This is a genomic window from Conexibacter sp. CPCC 206217 (assembly GCF_030646165.1).
GTDB lineage: Bacteria > Actinomycetota > Thermoleophilia > Solirubrobacterales > Solirubrobacteraceae > Conexibacter.
In genome coordinates, this window is the sequence record NZ_JAUTDO010000006.1 from 25,579 (window position 1) to 39,775 (window position 14,197).

A 14,197-nucleotide genomic window follows, 5' to 3' on the forward strand; every position below is an offset into this window, starting at 1 on the left:
CTTCATCTCGGGGCCTGAGATCGAGGTATGTGGACAGCGCACTCCGGATCGTCGCGAATGCACCGCGTGATGAATAGCAGGTGAAGGTGGTCGCCGTGATGACCCGGGAAGGCGTGAGCGACGTCACGCATTCGGAGAGCCTTCTCCGGTTTGTACACTCGGCGGATGGCCGTCACGGTTCCGAGAGAGCAGGTGCGCAAGGACGCCAGGCGCAATCGCGAGGCGATCCTCGACGCCGCGCGTCAGCTGTTCGCCGAGACGGCGGACGTCACGATGTGCCAGGTGGCGCGCCGCGCGGGCGTCGGGCAGGCGACCGTCTACCGCAACTTTCCCGACCGCACCGCGCTCGCGGCGGAGATCCTCGGCGAGCACGTCGAGCGGATCGAGCGGATCGCGGCAGAGCACGCCGACGACCCCGACGCCTTCTTCGTACTGCTGCGCAGCCTCGTCGAGGGCGTTGTCCCGCTCTACGCGTTCGGCCACCTCGCGCGCGAAGACGCCTGCGTGGACTCCCAGCTGGACCGCAGCCGCCAGCGCGTCGCCGAGCTGCTGAAGCGCCCGCTCTGCGACGCCAAGGCGGCCGGCAAGCTGCGCCGCGACACGTCGCTCGACGACGTCTTCCTCGTGCTGCTGATGACGCGCGGCGCGATGGAGAAGTCGCAGGGCGCCGCGGGCCGCGCGGTCGCGGCCAATCGAGTGCTGACGCTGACGCTCGAAGGCCTCGTGCCGCCGAGCGCGCGCGCCTGAGCGGCTCACGGCGGAGGTCTGCGCGACACCGATCGCGGGTAACTGGTCGCCATGCCCGCTGAGCGCTCGGCGATGCCTCACGTGCCGCGGATCGATCACATCGCGATCGGCGTCTCCGACGTGGAGCGCAGCCGTCTCTTCTACGCGGTCGTGCTCGCGCCGTTGGGGTTCGCCGAGCGCGCGGACGGCAAGGAAGCCCCGGACGAGGAGATCGAGTTCGGCGCTGGCGGCCTCTTTCCGTTCGGGATCTCGACGCGGCCGGCGATGACGATCGCACCGGGCCTGCACGTCGCGTTCGCCGCCGAGCGCCGCGACCAGGTCGACGCCTTCCACGCCGCGGCGCTCGCCGCCGGCGGCACCGACAACGGCGCTCCGGGGCTGCGGCCGCAGTACTCCGAGCACTACTACGGCGCCTTCGTGCTCGACCCGGACGGCTACAACGTCGAAGCGGTCTGCAAAGGCGCGGGCTGAGACTCCGCGTTCTGCCGACCTTCTCGAGGTCGGCGCCGTTCGCATGGATCATGATGTCGATGACGTTCTGAACAGAGGAGAGAGGCACCATGACCGCACCGTCGTATGCCGTCGTCGACCCCGCCACGGGCGCGACGATCAAGACCTATGACCTGATCGGCGATGAGGCCCTGACGGACGCGATCGGCCGCGCTGCCGCAGCCGGCGCCGAGTGGGGGAGAGGGACGTCGCCGGAGCAGCGCGCCGCGGTCGTGCGCCGCGTCGGCGAACTGCACACGGAGCGCCGGCGGGAGCTGGCCGAGATCATCGTGCGCGAGATGGGCAAGCCGATCGAGGAGGCGCTCGGCGAGGTCGACTTCAGCGCCGCGATCTACGCGTACTACGCCGACCGGGCGAGCGAGCTGCTCGCGGACGAGCCGATCAGGCTGCTCGACGGCGAAGGCTCGGCGCTCGTGCGCCGCACCCCGGTCGGGCTGCTGCTCGGGATCATGCCGTGGAACTTCCCGTACTACCAGGTCGCCCGCTTCGCCGGCCCGAACCTGCTGATCGGCAACACGATCCTGCTCAAGCACGCGCCGCAGTGCCCGGAGTCGGCCGCCGCGATGGAGCAGATCTTCCACGACGCCGGCCTGCCCGCGGACGCGTACGTCAACATCTACGCGAGCAACGAGCAGGTCGAACGGATCATCGGCGACCCGCTCCTGCAGGGCGTCTCGCTGACCGGCTCGGGCCGCGCCGGCGCCGCCGTCGCCGCGATCGCCGGGCGCCATCTCAAGAAGGTGGTGCTCGAGCTGGGCGGCTCCGACCCGTTCCTCGTGCTCGAGAACGACGACCTCGACCCGGTCGTCGCGGCGGCGGTCGCCGCGCGCATGGGCAACGGCGGGCAGGCCTGCAACGCGGCCAAGCGCTTCATCGTGCTCGACCGGCATTACGACGAGTTCCTCGACAAGCTGACCGCGTCGATGACCGCGATCGAGCCGAGCGACCCCTCGCGTGAGGACACCACGCTCGGCCCGCTCTCCTCGACCGCCGCCGCAGAACGGCTCGAGCAGCAGGTCGAGCAGGCGCTGGCGAGCGGCGCCCGCCTGGTCGCCGGCGGCGGTCGCGACGGCGCGTACTTCAGCGCGACCGTGCTCGCCGACATCGCGCCGGACAACCCCGCCTACAGCGAGGAGTTTTTCGGGCCGGTCGCGCAGGTCTACCGCGCCGCGTCCGAGGAGGAGGCCGTCCGGCTCGCCAACGACACGCCATACGGCCTCGGCTCCTACGTCTTCTCCAGCGACGCGGCGCAGGCCGAGCGGGTCGCCGACCAGATCGAGGCCGGCATGGTCTTCGTCAACGTCGTCGACGCCGACGGCGCCGAGCTGCCGTTCGGCGGGGTGAAGGGATCCGGCTTCGGTCGCGAGCTGGGCCGCTTCGGCGCCGACGAGTTCGTCAACAAGAAGCTGATCCGCACCGGCGGGTGAGCTGCTGAGGCGAGCGGATGGGTGACAGGAAGGTCTGGCGCACAGGCGGCATTTCGCTTAGGGTCGCAGCGTATGGATGACGACTCCATGACGGGGATGGTCGGCACCGTCACCGGGACGGTCCGGCCGGGGGCGGTCGGCGAAGTGATGCTCGCCATTCGCGGCGGCGTCGAGGCGTTCTACGCCAAGCCGTACGACGGGGAGGAGGTCATCCCCGTCGGCGCGCGCTGCGCCGTCGTCGACTACCGCCCGCACGAGGCCTCCCGAACCGTCTTCGTCACCGCGATGCCAGACGCGGTCTGAGCGTCGATCCCGGCCCCCGCCAACCCACCAGCAAGGACGCACGCTCACCCCATGTTCCTGTACAGCGTTCCCGGACCGAACGAGGCCCTGCTCATCACCGGCTTGGGCGCCAAGGTCGACAACAGCAAGGCCGCCGCCGCGGCCAGCGACAGCGACGCGCCTGCCGTCAAGGAGACGCAGGACTTCAAGGTCGTGACCGGCAAGGGCGCGTTCATCGTCCCGTTCCTGCAGCGCGGCCACAAGCTGCCGCTCGACACCCGCCGCGTCGACCTCGGCAGCTCCGAGTACGAGGACGAGACGGGCGTCCTGTGCGTCTCCGCGGAGGCGATCCCCGTGCTGGTCGAGGCCGTCGTCGTCTTCAAGGTCGGTGACGACCGCGCCAGCATCGTCAACGCGGGCCGGCGCTTCCTCGGCAAGAGCGACGAGGAGATGAACGAGACGATCAAGGAGATGGCGCACGGACACCTGCGCACGATCGTCGCGGGCCTGAGCGTCGAGGAGCTGATCAGAGGCCGCGACGTCCTGACCGAGCAGGTCCGCGAGGCGACCGCGGTCGAGATGCAGAAGCTCGGGCTGCACATCGACTCGCTGCAGCTCAAGCAGATCCGCGACGTTCCGAGCGAGGACGGCTCGGCTGGCTACATCGCCAACCTCGGCAAGCCGCACGCCGCCGCCGTCGCCTCGCGCGCCCGCATCGCCGAGGCCGACCGCGACCGCGAGGCGGTCGAGAGAGAGCAGGAGGCGCAGGCGCTCGCCGCCGAGGCCCGCAAGGAGTCCGAGGTCCGCCAGGCGAGAGCCCAGGCCGAGACCGAGAGAGCCAGAGCGGAGGCCGAGCAGGCCGGGCCGCTGGCGCAGGCGACCGCCCGCCAGGCCGTCGTCAGAGCGGACACCGCGGCCGCCGAGCTGGAGGCCGCGCTCGCCGAGCAGCAGCTGCAGACGCAGGTGCGCAAGCCGGCCGACGCCGAGGCGTACCGGCTCGTCACGCTCGCCGACGCCGATCGCCAGACCGAGGTCGCGCGCGCGACCGCCGCTGCGACCGCGTTGGAGCTGGACGCGAGAGCGAGAGCGACGGCGACCTCGCTGGACGCCGACGCCACCTCGGCGGCCTTCCGCAAGCTCGGCGACGGCGAGGCGTCCGCGATCAGAGCCAAGGCGCTGGCCGAGGCCGACGGCGTCAAGGAGCGCGGGCTCGCCGAGGCCGCCGGCATCGAAGCGCGCCAGAAGGCGCTCGCGGAGGATGCCGAGGGCGTCATCGCGCAGCAGATCGCCGAGAACCTCCCCGCGATCGTCGCGGCCGCCGCTGCGCCGTTCTCCAACGTCGAGTCGTTCACCGTGCTCGACGGCGCGGAAGGCGTCCAGAAGGCGATCATGACGACGCTCGGGACCGCGACCGCCGTGCTGCCGATGGCGAAGAGCGTCTTCGCCGGCCTGTCCGGCGAGACGCCGCCGACGACGACCAACACGGCTGCTCCGGAGGCGCTGGATTCCGCGGACGCTCCGGAGGCGTAGTCAGCCGTAGCCGTCACGACACCGCCTCGCCGCCCACGGCGCAGGTGGCGCGACGGCGACCGTGCAGCCAGCGGACGGCGGCGCGGTCACGGTCAGATTCGGACTCGAGCCAGCCGCCGGCGGCAGGTGACCGCCGGCGACGCTCGCGCGACCGTGGGCACGAGCCGCGCGACAGAGGCCGTACGGATCTAGGCGGGCGTCCCGCGGGCGTCCGCGAGCGCGTCGGTGCGCGTCGGGTGGGTTCGTTCAGCGCCCGTCAGACCGGCGATCTCGAACACGCGCGCGATCGAGGTGCCGGGCTCGACGACGAGGTGGAGTCGCTGCTGGCGGTCGCGCAGCTCGGCACCGAGCGCGAACAGCAGGTTGACGCCGGCGCTGTCGACGTATCCGACCTCGGTCAGGTCGACGACGAGCGTCGTGCTGCGGTTGCTGACGGCGGCGCGCAGGGCCTCGCCGATCTCGACCGTGTTGGACGCGTCGATCTCGCCTTCGATCGCGACCAGCGGATGCTCGTCGTCGTGCTCTGTGTCGATCCGCGCCAATGGCGTCACGCTCGACCTCCCCTCAGTCTGCGTGTCAGCGTGACGACTGTTCCGTCGTCGCCGTGCTCGATCTCGAGCGTGTCCGTCAGCCGCCGCATCAGCAGCGTCCCGCGGCCGCGGTGCTCGCCGCGCGGCGGCCGCCAGCTGCCGTCGTCGCGCACGCACACCTCCACGAGGCCGTCGTCGCAGGTCGCCGTCAGCTCGAAGCTGTGGGAGCCGGGGCTGTAGGCATGCTCGATCGCGTTCGCGCATGCCTCCTGGCATGCGACGGTGATGTCGTAGCTTTCGTCCTCGCCGGCGCCGTGCGCGCGCAGCCAGGCGCGCAGTTGCATGCGGATCTCGGCGAGCATGCGGCGGTCGGCCGGCCAACGGCCGCTCAACACCGCCGTCGGAGGCGGGATGCGGATGGCGATCATGGCGACGTCGTCGGAGCGCTGCTCGGCGACGAGCGCCGTCTCGACCTGCCGGCAGAGCGGCTCGACCGCGCACTCTCTTCCAGCGGCGGCGCGCAGCCGTGCGAGGCCCTCGTCGATCAGCTCGCCGCGGCGCTCGACGAGGCCGTCGGTGTAGAGCAGGAACGTGGTGCCGAGACGGTACGGGTGAACGGTGCTGTGGAAGCGCGACCCAGCACCGACGGCGAGCGGCAGGTTGGGAACGACGTCGAGGAAGTCCGCGCCATGCTCGACGTCGATCACGAGCGGGGGCGGATGGCCCGCGCTGACGTGCTCGAACGTCGCCGCCTCGGGATCGAGCACGAGGTAGGAGAGCGTCGTCATCTCGTGCGGGCCGAGCTGCCACATCAAGCGATTCATCCGTTCGACGACCGACGCCGGCCCGTAGCCGTCGGCGGCGTACGCGCGCAGCGCCGTGCGCAGCTGGGCCATCACCGCGGCCGCGGCGACGCCGTGGCCGACGACGTCGCCGACCGCGACCGCGACGCGCCCGCCGGGCAGCGGGAAGGCGTCATACCAGTCCCCGCCGAGCGTCTCTCTGCTGGCCGGCAGGTAGCGGCTCGCGAGCTCGGTACCCGGCACCGTGCGCAGATCGGGCAGCAGCTGGCGCTGCAGGGCCTCGGCCAGCCGGCGCTGCTCGTAGAGGGCGGCGTGCTCGATCGCGAGCGCTGCGCGGTCGGCGGCGAGCTGCAGCAGGTCGGTCTCGTCAGCGGTGAAGCGGCGCGGCCGGAGGCTCCCGACATGGAGCACGCCGAGGACGTTGCCCTCGACCAGCAGCGGCACGCCGAGCAGCGAGCGGATCCCCTTCTCGCGCAGGATCGGGTTGAGGATGTCGGCGTGGTCGACGTCATCGATCACGATCGGCCGGCGCTCGGCGGCGATCCGGCCGGCGAACCCCTTGCCGAGCGGGATCGTCACGCCCTGCTCGACCTCTTCTTCGATCCCCTTTGCGGCACGGGCGCGCAGCAGGCCGTCGTCCCGGTCCAGCAGCAGGATCGCGGCGGTGTCGGAGTCGAGGATCTCGCTGACACGCTCCAGCAGCTCGACCAACAGCTCCTCCTGGGGGAGGTACGCGAGGGCGGCGTCGGCGATCCGGTGCAGCTTCTCCAGCCGCGCGTGCGCGTCGTCGGGCAGGCCGTGAAGCTCGACCGGCTGAGCGCGCAAGCGACCGCGGGTCAACGCGGCTGCAAGGTCATCTTCGATCGGCTCGGGCATCGGGCTGGCCTCCATCCGCACACAGCTACCGCGAATCGGTCGCGGCGACACCTAGTGTGCCGCGAATCGCGTCGACCGGGGGACGTGCCGTCAGCCGCCGCCGGGCATCGCCAGCCCCGTCTCGCAGGCGAGCACGACCGCCTGGACGCTGTCGCCGGTGTCGCCGGCGTCGCCGCGCGCGTCGTCTCGCGCCTGACGCGCCGCGCGTAACGATCCGATCGCGCCCGCGTCCGGCGTCACGTCGGAGGCGGGCGCTCGGCGGGCGCCGCCGCCCGCGCGCGGGCGGCCTGGCGGACGAGGTGGTCGCGCTCGGCGACGTCGGTGGCGAGGCGTGCGGCATTCGCGTACGCCTCGCCTGCGGCGGGGAGGTCGCCGCTCAGCTCGTGAAGGTGGCCGCGGACGGCGTGCCAGCGGTGACGCTCGCCGAGCACCTCGCGCAGCCGGTCGCTCTCGCGCAGCCCGGCGGCGGCGCCGAGGGCGTGGCCGACCGCGACCGCGCGCCCGAGCACCGCGGCGGGGTCCTGGCGCACCGGGTCGTCGGTGAGCGCGACGAGGTCGTCGTACCAGGCGAGGATCTGCGGCCAGTCGGTCTCCTCGGCGCTCGCCGCGTCGTCGTGCAGGGCAGCGATTGCGGCCTCGATCTGGTACCGGCCGGGACGCTCGAGCGCCAGCGCCGACTGCAGCACGCGCACGCCTTCGGCGATCTCACGCGTGTCCCACAGGCCGCGATCCTGGCGGTCGAGCGTGACGATGCGGCCCTCTGCGTCGCGTCGCGCCGGGAGGCGGGCGTGGTTGAGCAGCATCAGCGCGAGCAGCCCGCGCGCCTCCGGCTCCTCGGTCGCGAGCGTGAGCTGGCGCGCGAGCCGGATCGCCTCGGCGGCGAGGTCGACGCGGCCCGCGTGGCCGGTCGTGTACACGAGGTAGAGCACGCGCAGCACGACGGCGAGGTCGCCGGGCCGGTCCAGCCGGCGGCCTCTCAGCGTGCGCTTGGCGCGGCTGATCCGCTGCGCCATCGTCGCCTCCGGCACGTAGAACGCGTCGGCGATCTCACGCGTCGTGAGGCCGCCGACGGCGCGCAGCGTCAGCGCCACCTGCGAGGCGGGGGCGAGGTCGGGGTTGCAGCAGCAGAACAACAGAAAGAGCGTGTCGTCGCCCACCTCGGCGGCGGTGGGCGGCGGTGCCGGCTGCGCGTGGATCGTCTCCTCGCGGCGCTGACGGGCGGTCTCGCTGCGGCGTGCGTCGACGAGCCGCCGGGTCGCGACCGCAGCCAGCCACGCGCGTTGGTCCTGCGGCGGGTGCTCGGGCCAGGTCCGCAGCGCCTCGAGCAGCGCCTCCTGCAGCGCGTCCTCGGCGGCGTAGAAGTCCTCGCCGCGCCTGACGAGGGTCGCGAGCACCCGCGGAATGAGATCCCGCCCGACCGTGCGCAGCGCGCCCCCGTCCAGCCGCGAGGTCCGCTCCTGGCTCACGCCGGATCAGTCGTCCGCGGGCGTTCCCACATGACCTCCCGCACGTCGATCCACTCGTACATCGGCCCGCCGCCCGGGCCGGGCTCGGAGGAGATGTGCGCCGCGATCTCGACCGCGCGCTCGTACGACTCGACGTCGACCATCGTCCAGCCCGCGATCAGGTCGCTGGTCTCGGGCAGCGGGCCGTCGGTCGTGACCGGCGCGGCGTCCGGGCCGCCGTAGCGCACGAACGTGCGCGACGGCGTCAGGGCCTGCGCGCCGACGAGCTCGCCGTTCTGCTCCAGCAACTCGTTGACGTGTCGCAGGAACGCCATGTGCGCCTCGACGTCCTCGGGGGCCCACTGGTCCATCGGGGGGAAGGGGTGGTGCGGCTCCGGGCCGCCGCGGTAGCGCTTGAGAAGCAGGTACTTGGGCATCGTGGTCTCCCTGTGTGGTGGGCCGCGTCTCTCGTGGCCCTTCGCCTGGTGAGCGGAGCCGATCAGCGCTTCTCGACATCAAATCATCCAGATCAGCTGGCGCAGCAGCCGCTCGCTCCTGCGATGACCGACGCGTTGGGCGCCGCCGGCCCCGAGCACTCAGCAGTAGTAGCTGAAGGGCACCGGCTCCTCGCGCGTGGTGAAGAAGCGCTCGAAGAAGGTCGGCTTGTCGATGCCGAGGTTGTCGGTTGCGGGGTCGCGGTCCAGGGGCTTGAAGAGCGGGTCCATGAGGCTCGCGGGCGGCGGCTTGGCCGCGTCGGGGCTGGAGGCGAAGCGGCCGGTCACGTCGGCCTGGCCGAGCGCGCGCGCCGAGGTGTCGGCGCGGAACGGGCCTTCGCGGTAGCGGTCGATCGCGACGTACTGGCCGCTGTCGGGCTCGCTCTCGAAGACGTGCGCCTGGTAGCCGGTCGAGCTGCGTCTGCAGTACCAGTCGTTCGCGCGCACCGGTCCGGTCAAGTGGTACTGGACGAACGCGAGCGGCAGCAGCTGCGAGTAGAAGTAGCGCTTGGCGCCCTTGCGCATCGCCGTGCGCACGAGCGTGTCCTGCTCGGGCCAGACCCAGGTCGGATCGCTCGTCGACTTGTCCGCGACCGTCGCGAGCTTGTCGGGGTCGCTGACGACGATCAGGCCGATCAGGCGCAGTCCGGCGCGCGCGGCTTCGTACTTGGCGAGCAGGTCCGTCTGCAGCTCCGTCGTTCTCGTCTGCAGCGGGCCGAGCAGCGCCGATCCCTCCGGGCCGGTCTGCTTGGAGACCCACTCGAACGCGCTCGCGAGCAGGCCCGCGGCGCCGCCGGGGTTCCCCGGGACGAGCTTGGAGACCGCGAGGAAGCCGTACTGGAAGACCTTCGCGGCGTTGGTGCGGTTCGTGACGTCGGGCGGATGCACCGCCGCCTGGATCTTCTCGCTGATTCTCTGCAGGTCGAGGTAGGACGCGAACGCCGTGTCGCCGGGCGACTGCAGGTTGGCGACGAACGTCTTGACCTCGATCACCCGGGCGATCTCGGGGGCGAGCACTCTCTTGACGGCCTCGAGGTCGGCGTCGGTGAACGTGGTGACGCTTCTCGGGACGTCGAGTCGGTCGAGTCTGGAGCCGATGTCACCCCAGTCGGACGTGTAATTGCGCGTGTAGTTCGCGCGCACGTCGGTCTTGACGATCAGTCTCAGCTGCTCGGCCGCCCAGGCGTTGGCGAGCTGCTGTCTGCCCTCGAACGGGGTGAACGCTCTCGACGGCTGGTAGACGACCTGCATCAGCTCGGCGTTGACGGTCCCGTTGGGGTCGGCGAGCGTCGCCGAGAAGGCGCCGTCGCGACCGCGCGAGAGCATGCCGACGAGTCTCGCCGGCTCTCTCGGCGACGTCTGCGTGCTCGTCTCGGCCGCCTCCACGACCGGCAGGCGGTCGAGTCTCGTCGGCCCGCGGCCGACGAGCGCGTAGCCGCCGCTGCCGTCGAGCGTGTTGAACGTCTGCATCGTCCCGCCGAGGCTTCTGATGCGGTCGCCGATTATCCCCCAGAACTCCGTCTGCAGTCTCGGTCTGCCGATCGACTGGATGATCACGAGGGGGCTGCCGTTGCCGAACCGCGGCTCGGGCGCGCTGCGCACGTTGAGCCAGTTGGTCATCTCCCGCAGCGCCGCGGCGTCGCTGGTCGCGTCGCCGCTGTTGGTCTCGAAGACCTGTTCGTCTCTGTCGGGGGTACGGCTGCTGTCGAGGGAGGTCGGGCCGAGCGTGCGGCTGTCGAGCGAGAGCACGTGGAAGCCGCTCTTGCCGGCGCCCAGGCTGCTCGTGTATCTCGTGCCGCCGACGACGATCGCCCCCGTCGTCGCGTCGGTCGAGAAGCTGACGTAGTCGCGCAGCACGAAGCCGTACTCGGCGATGCCGGCGTTGAACTGCAGCAGGCCGGACAGGTCGCCGTCCGGCTTGCCGGCGGCGGAGGCGAGCGCGGTCGCGCTGAAGAACGTCGACTGCAGCGAGCCGGCCGGCGCGGTCGGGACGCCGACGACCGAGAACGGCTGCCCGCGCGTCACCGCGAATCTGGCGTCGTCGTCGAGCGGGCCGCCGCCGATCGACCCGATCAGGTCCTCGAACTGCGACTGCTGCGCGGCGTCGATCCCGGCGGTGCTGTTGACGATCACGAGCGAGTCGGCGGTCGGGTTGTCTCTGATCGCGTTCTGGATCGTCTTGAGGCCGTCGGCCGACTTGGCGACCGCTCCGGACGCCTGCGGGGCGCGCGTGGCGCGGTCCAGCACCGCGTAGGAGATCGGGTTGTCTCTGCCGCCGCCCGTTCTGTCGACCTTTCTGCCGGCGATCACGATGTCGCCGGCCGCGTTGGCGAGCGTGTCGGCCTGGACGCCGACGGGCGGATCGTTCGGAACGACGTCGATCGTGACGGTGTCGGCGTCACGGCCGCGGTCCGGGGTCGCCGCGCTGCCGGTGCCGCTGCCGCCGTCCGCGCCAACCGCCGCGCCGCGGTGCTGGGTGACGGTGAGATGCAGCGCATAGCGGCCGTGGCGGTCGCCCAGAAGCCGCGGTGTCGCGGTGTCGGCGCCGCGCAGTCGCGGCCGCGCGCCGTGCGGCGCGCCCACCACCCGCCAGCGGTATGCCAACTGGTGCCCGTCTCTGCTCGCACGCGAGGAACGCGCGCTCAGCTGCACCGGCGCGCGCCCGAACACGCGCTGGTCGTGGCCGGCGCCGGCGACCGGTGCGTCGCCCGGCAGCGAGACGCTGCGGCTCGCCGACACGGCCGCGCCGTGGTGGCGCGCGACCCGCACGCGCAGGCGGTTCTCGCCGACGCGGGCGCCGTCGTTGGCTCCGAGCAGACCGACCCGCGTGCCGGGACTGGCCTGCACGAAGACGCCGTCCACGCGCCGCCCGTTGAGCCGCACGCGCAGTCTGTCCTGGACCCGCGCGGCGACGGTCACCCGGATCGGGGACTGTGCGCTGTCGTTGGTCACGCGCACGATCGCGGCGGCCGGCCTCGCGGCCGCGGCCGGGCCGGTGCCGAGCGCGAGCACGAGCGTCAGGCCGAGTCCGAGCGCGACGAAGAGGGCGAAGGCGAGGGACGTCGTCGGCCGGCGGCCGACGCTCGCGGCTCCGCGGGCGGAGCGGGGGAATGTGCGGCTGAGCGGGAGCATCGTCCGTAACCGTACACTGTTCAGATCGCGATCTCGCCGCTCTGGACCATTGATCGACCTGCGCCGGTTCACCCCGTCCGGGCGATGCCAGATCGGCCAGAACAGCGTTGAGTGCAACGCGGCAAACCAGCGTCCGGAAGGAAGGGTCGACCATGGTCACGACCACGAAGGCGGCAGTCGAACACCCCGGCCTCGCCGAGCGCGCCGCGCGCGGGCGCGCCGCGCGGGCCGAGCTGCCGCGGCGCTCGCACGCCGCCTGGAGCGCGCCCGCGGGCCGGACCGGGCCGGTCGAGCTGCTGCAGCAGCAGGCGCAGACGCGCGTGCCCGAGCTGGTCCCGATCCGCTACGGCCGGATGCTCGCATCGGCCTTCACGTTCTATCGCGGCGCCGCCTTCCTGATGGCCTCCGACCTCGCCGGCCAGCCGCGCACGACGCTGGACACCCAGCTGTGCGGGGACGCGCACCTGTCGAACTTCGGCGCCTACGCCGCCCCCGACCGCAGCCTCGTCTTCGACATCAACGACTTCGACGAGACGCTGCCCGGGCCGTTCGAGTGGGATCTCAAGCGGCTCGTCACGAGCTTCGCCGTCGCCGGTCGCGACCGCGGCTTCGACGCGCACCAGCGCGAGGCCGTCAACCTCACGGCGACGCGCGCCTATCGCGAATCGATGTCCCGCTACGCGACGGCGCCCGACCTCGACCTCTGGTACTCGCGCATCTCGGTCGACGACCTCGTCCAGCAGTTCGCCGCAGCCGCGTCGGCCAAGCAGATGAAGCGGGCGCAGAGGAACATCGCCAAGGCGCGCTCGAAAGACAGCGTGCGGGCGCTGGCGAAGCTGACCGAGTTCGTCGACGGCGACTACCGGATCCGCAGCGATCCGCCGGTCGTCGTGCCGACCCGCGAGCTGTTCGGGCCCGAGCAGCACGGGCAGCTCGACGAGATCGTTCACGCGATGCTGCAGCACTACCGCAGCACGCTCGGCAACGACCGCCGTCGTCTGCTCGAACGGTTTCGCTACGTCGACTCCGCGCGCAAGGTCGTCGGCGTCGGCAGCGTCGGTACGCGCGCCTGGATCGCGCTGCTGATCGGCCGCGCGGGCACCGACCCGCTGTTCCTGCAGCTGAAGGAGGCCGAGGCGTCGGTGCTCGAGCCGTTCCTCGGCGCCAGCGAGTTCGAGAACCACGGCCAGCGCGTCGTCGAGGGGCAGCGCCTGACGCAGGCCGCGACCGACATCACGCTCGGATGGCTGCGCACGACCGGTCCCGACGGTGTCGAGCGCGACTACTACGTGCGGCAGCTGTGGGACGCGAAGGGCTCGGCGCTCGTCGACCTGATGAACGTGAGAGCGCTCGCGGAGTACGCCAAGATCTGCGGCCAGACGCTCGCGCGTGCGCACGCGCGAGCGGGAGACGCCGCCCCGATCGCCCACTACATGGGCCGCGGCGACAGCTTCGACAGAGCGCTCGCCGTGTTCGCCGAGGCGTACGCGGACCAGAACGAGCGCGACTACGAGGAGGTGCAGGCCGCGGTCGACGCCGGGACGATCGTCGCGCAGGTCGGCGTCTGAGCGGCGGTGGGCACGGCTCGGCGATCGGACGTCAGGGGCGGCGCTGCTCGCCGCCGTCGATGACGAGGTTCGCGCCGGTGACGTAGGAGGCGCGGTCGGAGACGAGGTAGGCGACCGCCTCGGCGATGTCCTCGGGGCGTCCGATGCGGCCGATCGGCACGGTCGCGTGGATCGCGGCGACCTCGATGCCGAAGGCGGTCGCGAGGTCGTCGCGGACCTTGTCCGCGCCGGGGCTCTCCACGTGGCCCGGCGTGATCGTGTTGACGCGGATCCCCTGCGGTGCGAACTCGCTCGCGAGGCCCTTCGAGTACGCGGTCAGCGCAGCCTTCGCGGCACCGTAGTGCAGCAGCGGGGCCGGCACCTCGAACGCGGCGCTGGAGGAGATGTTGACGATCGCGCCGCTGCCGCGCTCGACCATCTGCGGCAGCAGCGCGGCGTTCAGCCGCACGGCGGCGAGCAGGTTGACGTCGAGCGCGCTCTGCCAGTCGCCGTCCGGGATCGTCAGCGAGCCGGCCGGGAACGTGTGCGAGGCGCCGGCGTTGTTGACGATCACGTCGACCCCGCCGAGCTGCTCCAGCGCGGCGTCGGCGATCGCCTGGATGCCGGTCGCGCTGCTGACGTCGCCGGCGACGAAGCGCAAGCCGTCGGGCAGCGCGTCGGGCGCGGGCGCGGTCCGCGCGGTCGTGAGCACGTCGGCGCCGGCGGCGAGCAGACGACGGGCGATTCCGGCCCCGATCCCGCGCGATCCGCCGGTCAGCACGACGCGCCGCCCGGCCAGTTCGCCGCGGTCTGCAGAGGGTGAGGTGAACGGCTCGTTTTGTACCATTCGGTCAAGTTAGCACGGTTCCGTACT

At 72.1% G+C, this 14,197-nt stretch carries 13 protein-coding genes; 6 read left to right on the forward strand and 7 right to left on the reverse strand.

Going from position 1 to position 14,197, the window contains the following annotated elements; translation table 11 throughout:
• The first annotated feature begins 165 nt into the window (after positions 1-165).
• From Q7L65_RS17160 to Q7L65_RS17180, 5 genes are all read left to right on the forward strand, one after another.
• Complete coding sequence (locus Q7L65_RS17160) at positions 166-747, forward strand: TetR/AcrR family transcriptional regulator (protein ID WP_304722884.1); 582 nt, start codon at positions 166-168, stop codon at positions 745-747.
• A 72-nt stretch (positions 748-819) separates the two neighbouring features.
• On the forward strand, positions 820-1,218 hold the full coding sequence (locus Q7L65_RS17165) for a VOC family protein (RefSeq protein WP_304722886.1): 399 nt from the start codon (positions 820-822) through the stop codon (positions 1,216-1,218).
• A gap of 89 nt (positions 1,219-1,307) precedes the next feature.
• Positions 1,308-2,684, forward strand: a complete 1,377-nt coding sequence (locus Q7L65_RS17170; protein ID WP_304722888.1) for an NAD-dependent succinate-semialdehyde dehydrogenase — start codon at positions 1,308-1,310, stop codon at positions 2,682-2,684.
• 72 nt (positions 2,685-2,756) lie between these two features.
• Positions 2,757-2,987: a hypothetical protein gene (locus Q7L65_RS17175; RefSeq protein WP_304722890.1), complete on the forward strand. Its 231-nt coding sequence runs from the start codon at positions 2,757-2,759 to the stop codon at positions 2,985-2,987.
• Positions 2,988-3,038: 51 nt separating this feature from the next.
• The gene (locus Q7L65_RS17180) at positions 3,039-4,496 is read left to right on the forward strand and encodes a flotillin family protein (RefSeq protein WP_304722892.1); all 1,458 of its coding nucleotides are present in this window, start codon (positions 3,039-3,041) and stop codon (positions 4,494-4,496) included.
• Between the two features lie 188 nt (positions 4,497-4,684).
• On the opposite strand, the gene Q7L65_RS17185 is transcribed toward Q7L65_RS17180, so the two are convergent.
• The 6 genes from Q7L65_RS17185 to Q7L65_RS17210 all read right to left on the reverse strand — a co-directional run bounded on the left by Q7L65_RS17185 (position 4,685) and on the right by Q7L65_RS17210 (position 11,776).
• Positions 4,685-5,047 carry an STAS domain-containing protein gene (locus tag Q7L65_RS17185; RefSeq protein WP_304722894.1) on the reverse strand — a complete coding sequence of 121 codons (363 nt, stop codon included), beginning with the start codon at positions 5,045-5,047 and terminating at the stop codon, positions 4,685-4,687.
• Entirely contained in the window at positions 5,044-6,705 is a 1,662-nt protein-coding gene (locus Q7L65_RS17190) for a SpoIIE family protein phosphatase (RefSeq protein WP_304722896.1), read from the reverse strand. The genes Q7L65_RS17185 and Q7L65_RS17190 overlap by 4 nt, the downstream gene beginning before the upstream one ends.
• A gap of 90 nt (positions 6,706-6,795) precedes the next feature.
• On the reverse strand, positions 6,796-6,945 hold the full coding sequence (locus Q7L65_RS17195; RefSeq protein ID WP_304722898.1) for a hypothetical protein: 150 nt from the start codon (positions 6,943-6,945) through the stop codon (positions 6,796-6,798).
• Entirely contained in the window at positions 6,942-8,171 is a 1,230-nt protein-coding gene (locus Q7L65_RS17200) for an RNA polymerase sigma factor (protein ID WP_304722899.1), read from the reverse strand. The genes Q7L65_RS17195 and Q7L65_RS17200 overlap by 4 nt, the downstream gene beginning before the upstream one ends.
• The gene (locus Q7L65_RS17205; protein ID WP_304722901.1) at positions 8,168-8,587 is read right to left on the reverse strand and encodes a YciI family protein; all 420 of its coding nucleotides are present in this window, start codon (positions 8,585-8,587) and stop codon (positions 8,168-8,170) included. Before Q7L65_RS17205 ends, Q7L65_RS17200 begins: the two co-directional genes overlap by 4 nt.
• Positions 8,588-8,746: 159 nt before the next feature.
• The gene (locus Q7L65_RS17210; protein ID WP_304722903.1) at positions 8,747-11,776 is read right to left on the reverse strand and encodes a hypothetical protein; all 3,030 of its coding nucleotides are present in this window, start codon (positions 11,774-11,776) and stop codon (positions 8,747-8,749) included.
• Positions 11,777-11,928: 152 nt separating this feature from the next.
• On the opposite strand from Q7L65_RS17210, the gene Q7L65_RS17215 reads away from it, so the two are divergent.
• Entirely contained in the window at positions 11,929-13,344 is a 1,416-nt protein-coding gene (locus Q7L65_RS17215) for a DUF2252 domain-containing protein (RefSeq protein ID WP_304722905.1), read from the forward strand.
• Between the two features lie 31 nt (positions 13,345-13,375).
• Here Q7L65_RS17215 and Q7L65_RS17220 read toward each other — a convergent pair whose 3' ends face one another.
• Positions 13,376-14,170: an SDR family oxidoreductase gene (locus tag Q7L65_RS17220; RefSeq protein WP_304722908.1), complete on the reverse strand. Its 795-nt coding sequence runs from the start codon at positions 14,168-14,170 to the stop codon at positions 13,376-13,378.
• Positions 14,171-14,197: the final 27 nt, after the last annotated feature.

Coding starts and splice junctions, on each gene's coding strand:
- Q7L65_RS17160 (WP_304722884.1), top strand. CDS start 166: ATGGCCGTCACGGTTCCGAGAGAGCAGGTGCGCAAGGACGCCAGGCGC.
- Q7L65_RS17165 (WP_304722886.1), top strand. CDS start 820: ATGCCTCACGTGCCGCGGATCGATCACATCGCGATCGGCGTCTCCGAC.
- Q7L65_RS17170 (WP_304722888.1), top strand. CDS start 1,308: ATGACCGCACCGTCGTATGCCGTCGTCGACCCCGCCACGGGCGCGACG.
- Q7L65_RS17175 (WP_304722890.1), top strand. CDS start 2,757: ATGGATGACGACTCCATGACGGGGATGGTCGGCACCGTCACCGGGACG.
- Q7L65_RS17180 (WP_304722892.1), top strand. CDS start 3,039: ATGTTCCTGTACAGCGTTCCCGGACCGAACGAGGCCCTGCTCATCACC.
- Q7L65_RS17190 (WP_304722896.1), bottom strand. CDS start 6,705: ATGCCCGAGCCGATCGAAGATGACCTTGCAGCCGCGTTGACCCGCGGT.
- Q7L65_RS17205 (WP_304722901.1), bottom strand. CDS start 8,587: ATGCCCAAGTACCTGCTTCTCAAGCGCTACCGCGGCGGCCCGGAGCCG.
- Q7L65_RS17210 (WP_304722903.1), bottom strand. CDS start 11,776: ATGCTCCCGCTCAGCCGCACATTCCCCCGCTCCGCCCGCGGAGCCGCG.
- Q7L65_RS17215 (WP_304722905.1), top strand. CDS start 11,929: ATGGTCACGACCACGAAGGCGGCAGTCGAACACCCCGGCCTCGCCGAG.
- Q7L65_RS17220 (WP_304722908.1), bottom strand. CDS start 14,170: ATGGTACAAAACGAGCCGTTCACCTCACCCTCTGCAGACCGCGGCGAA.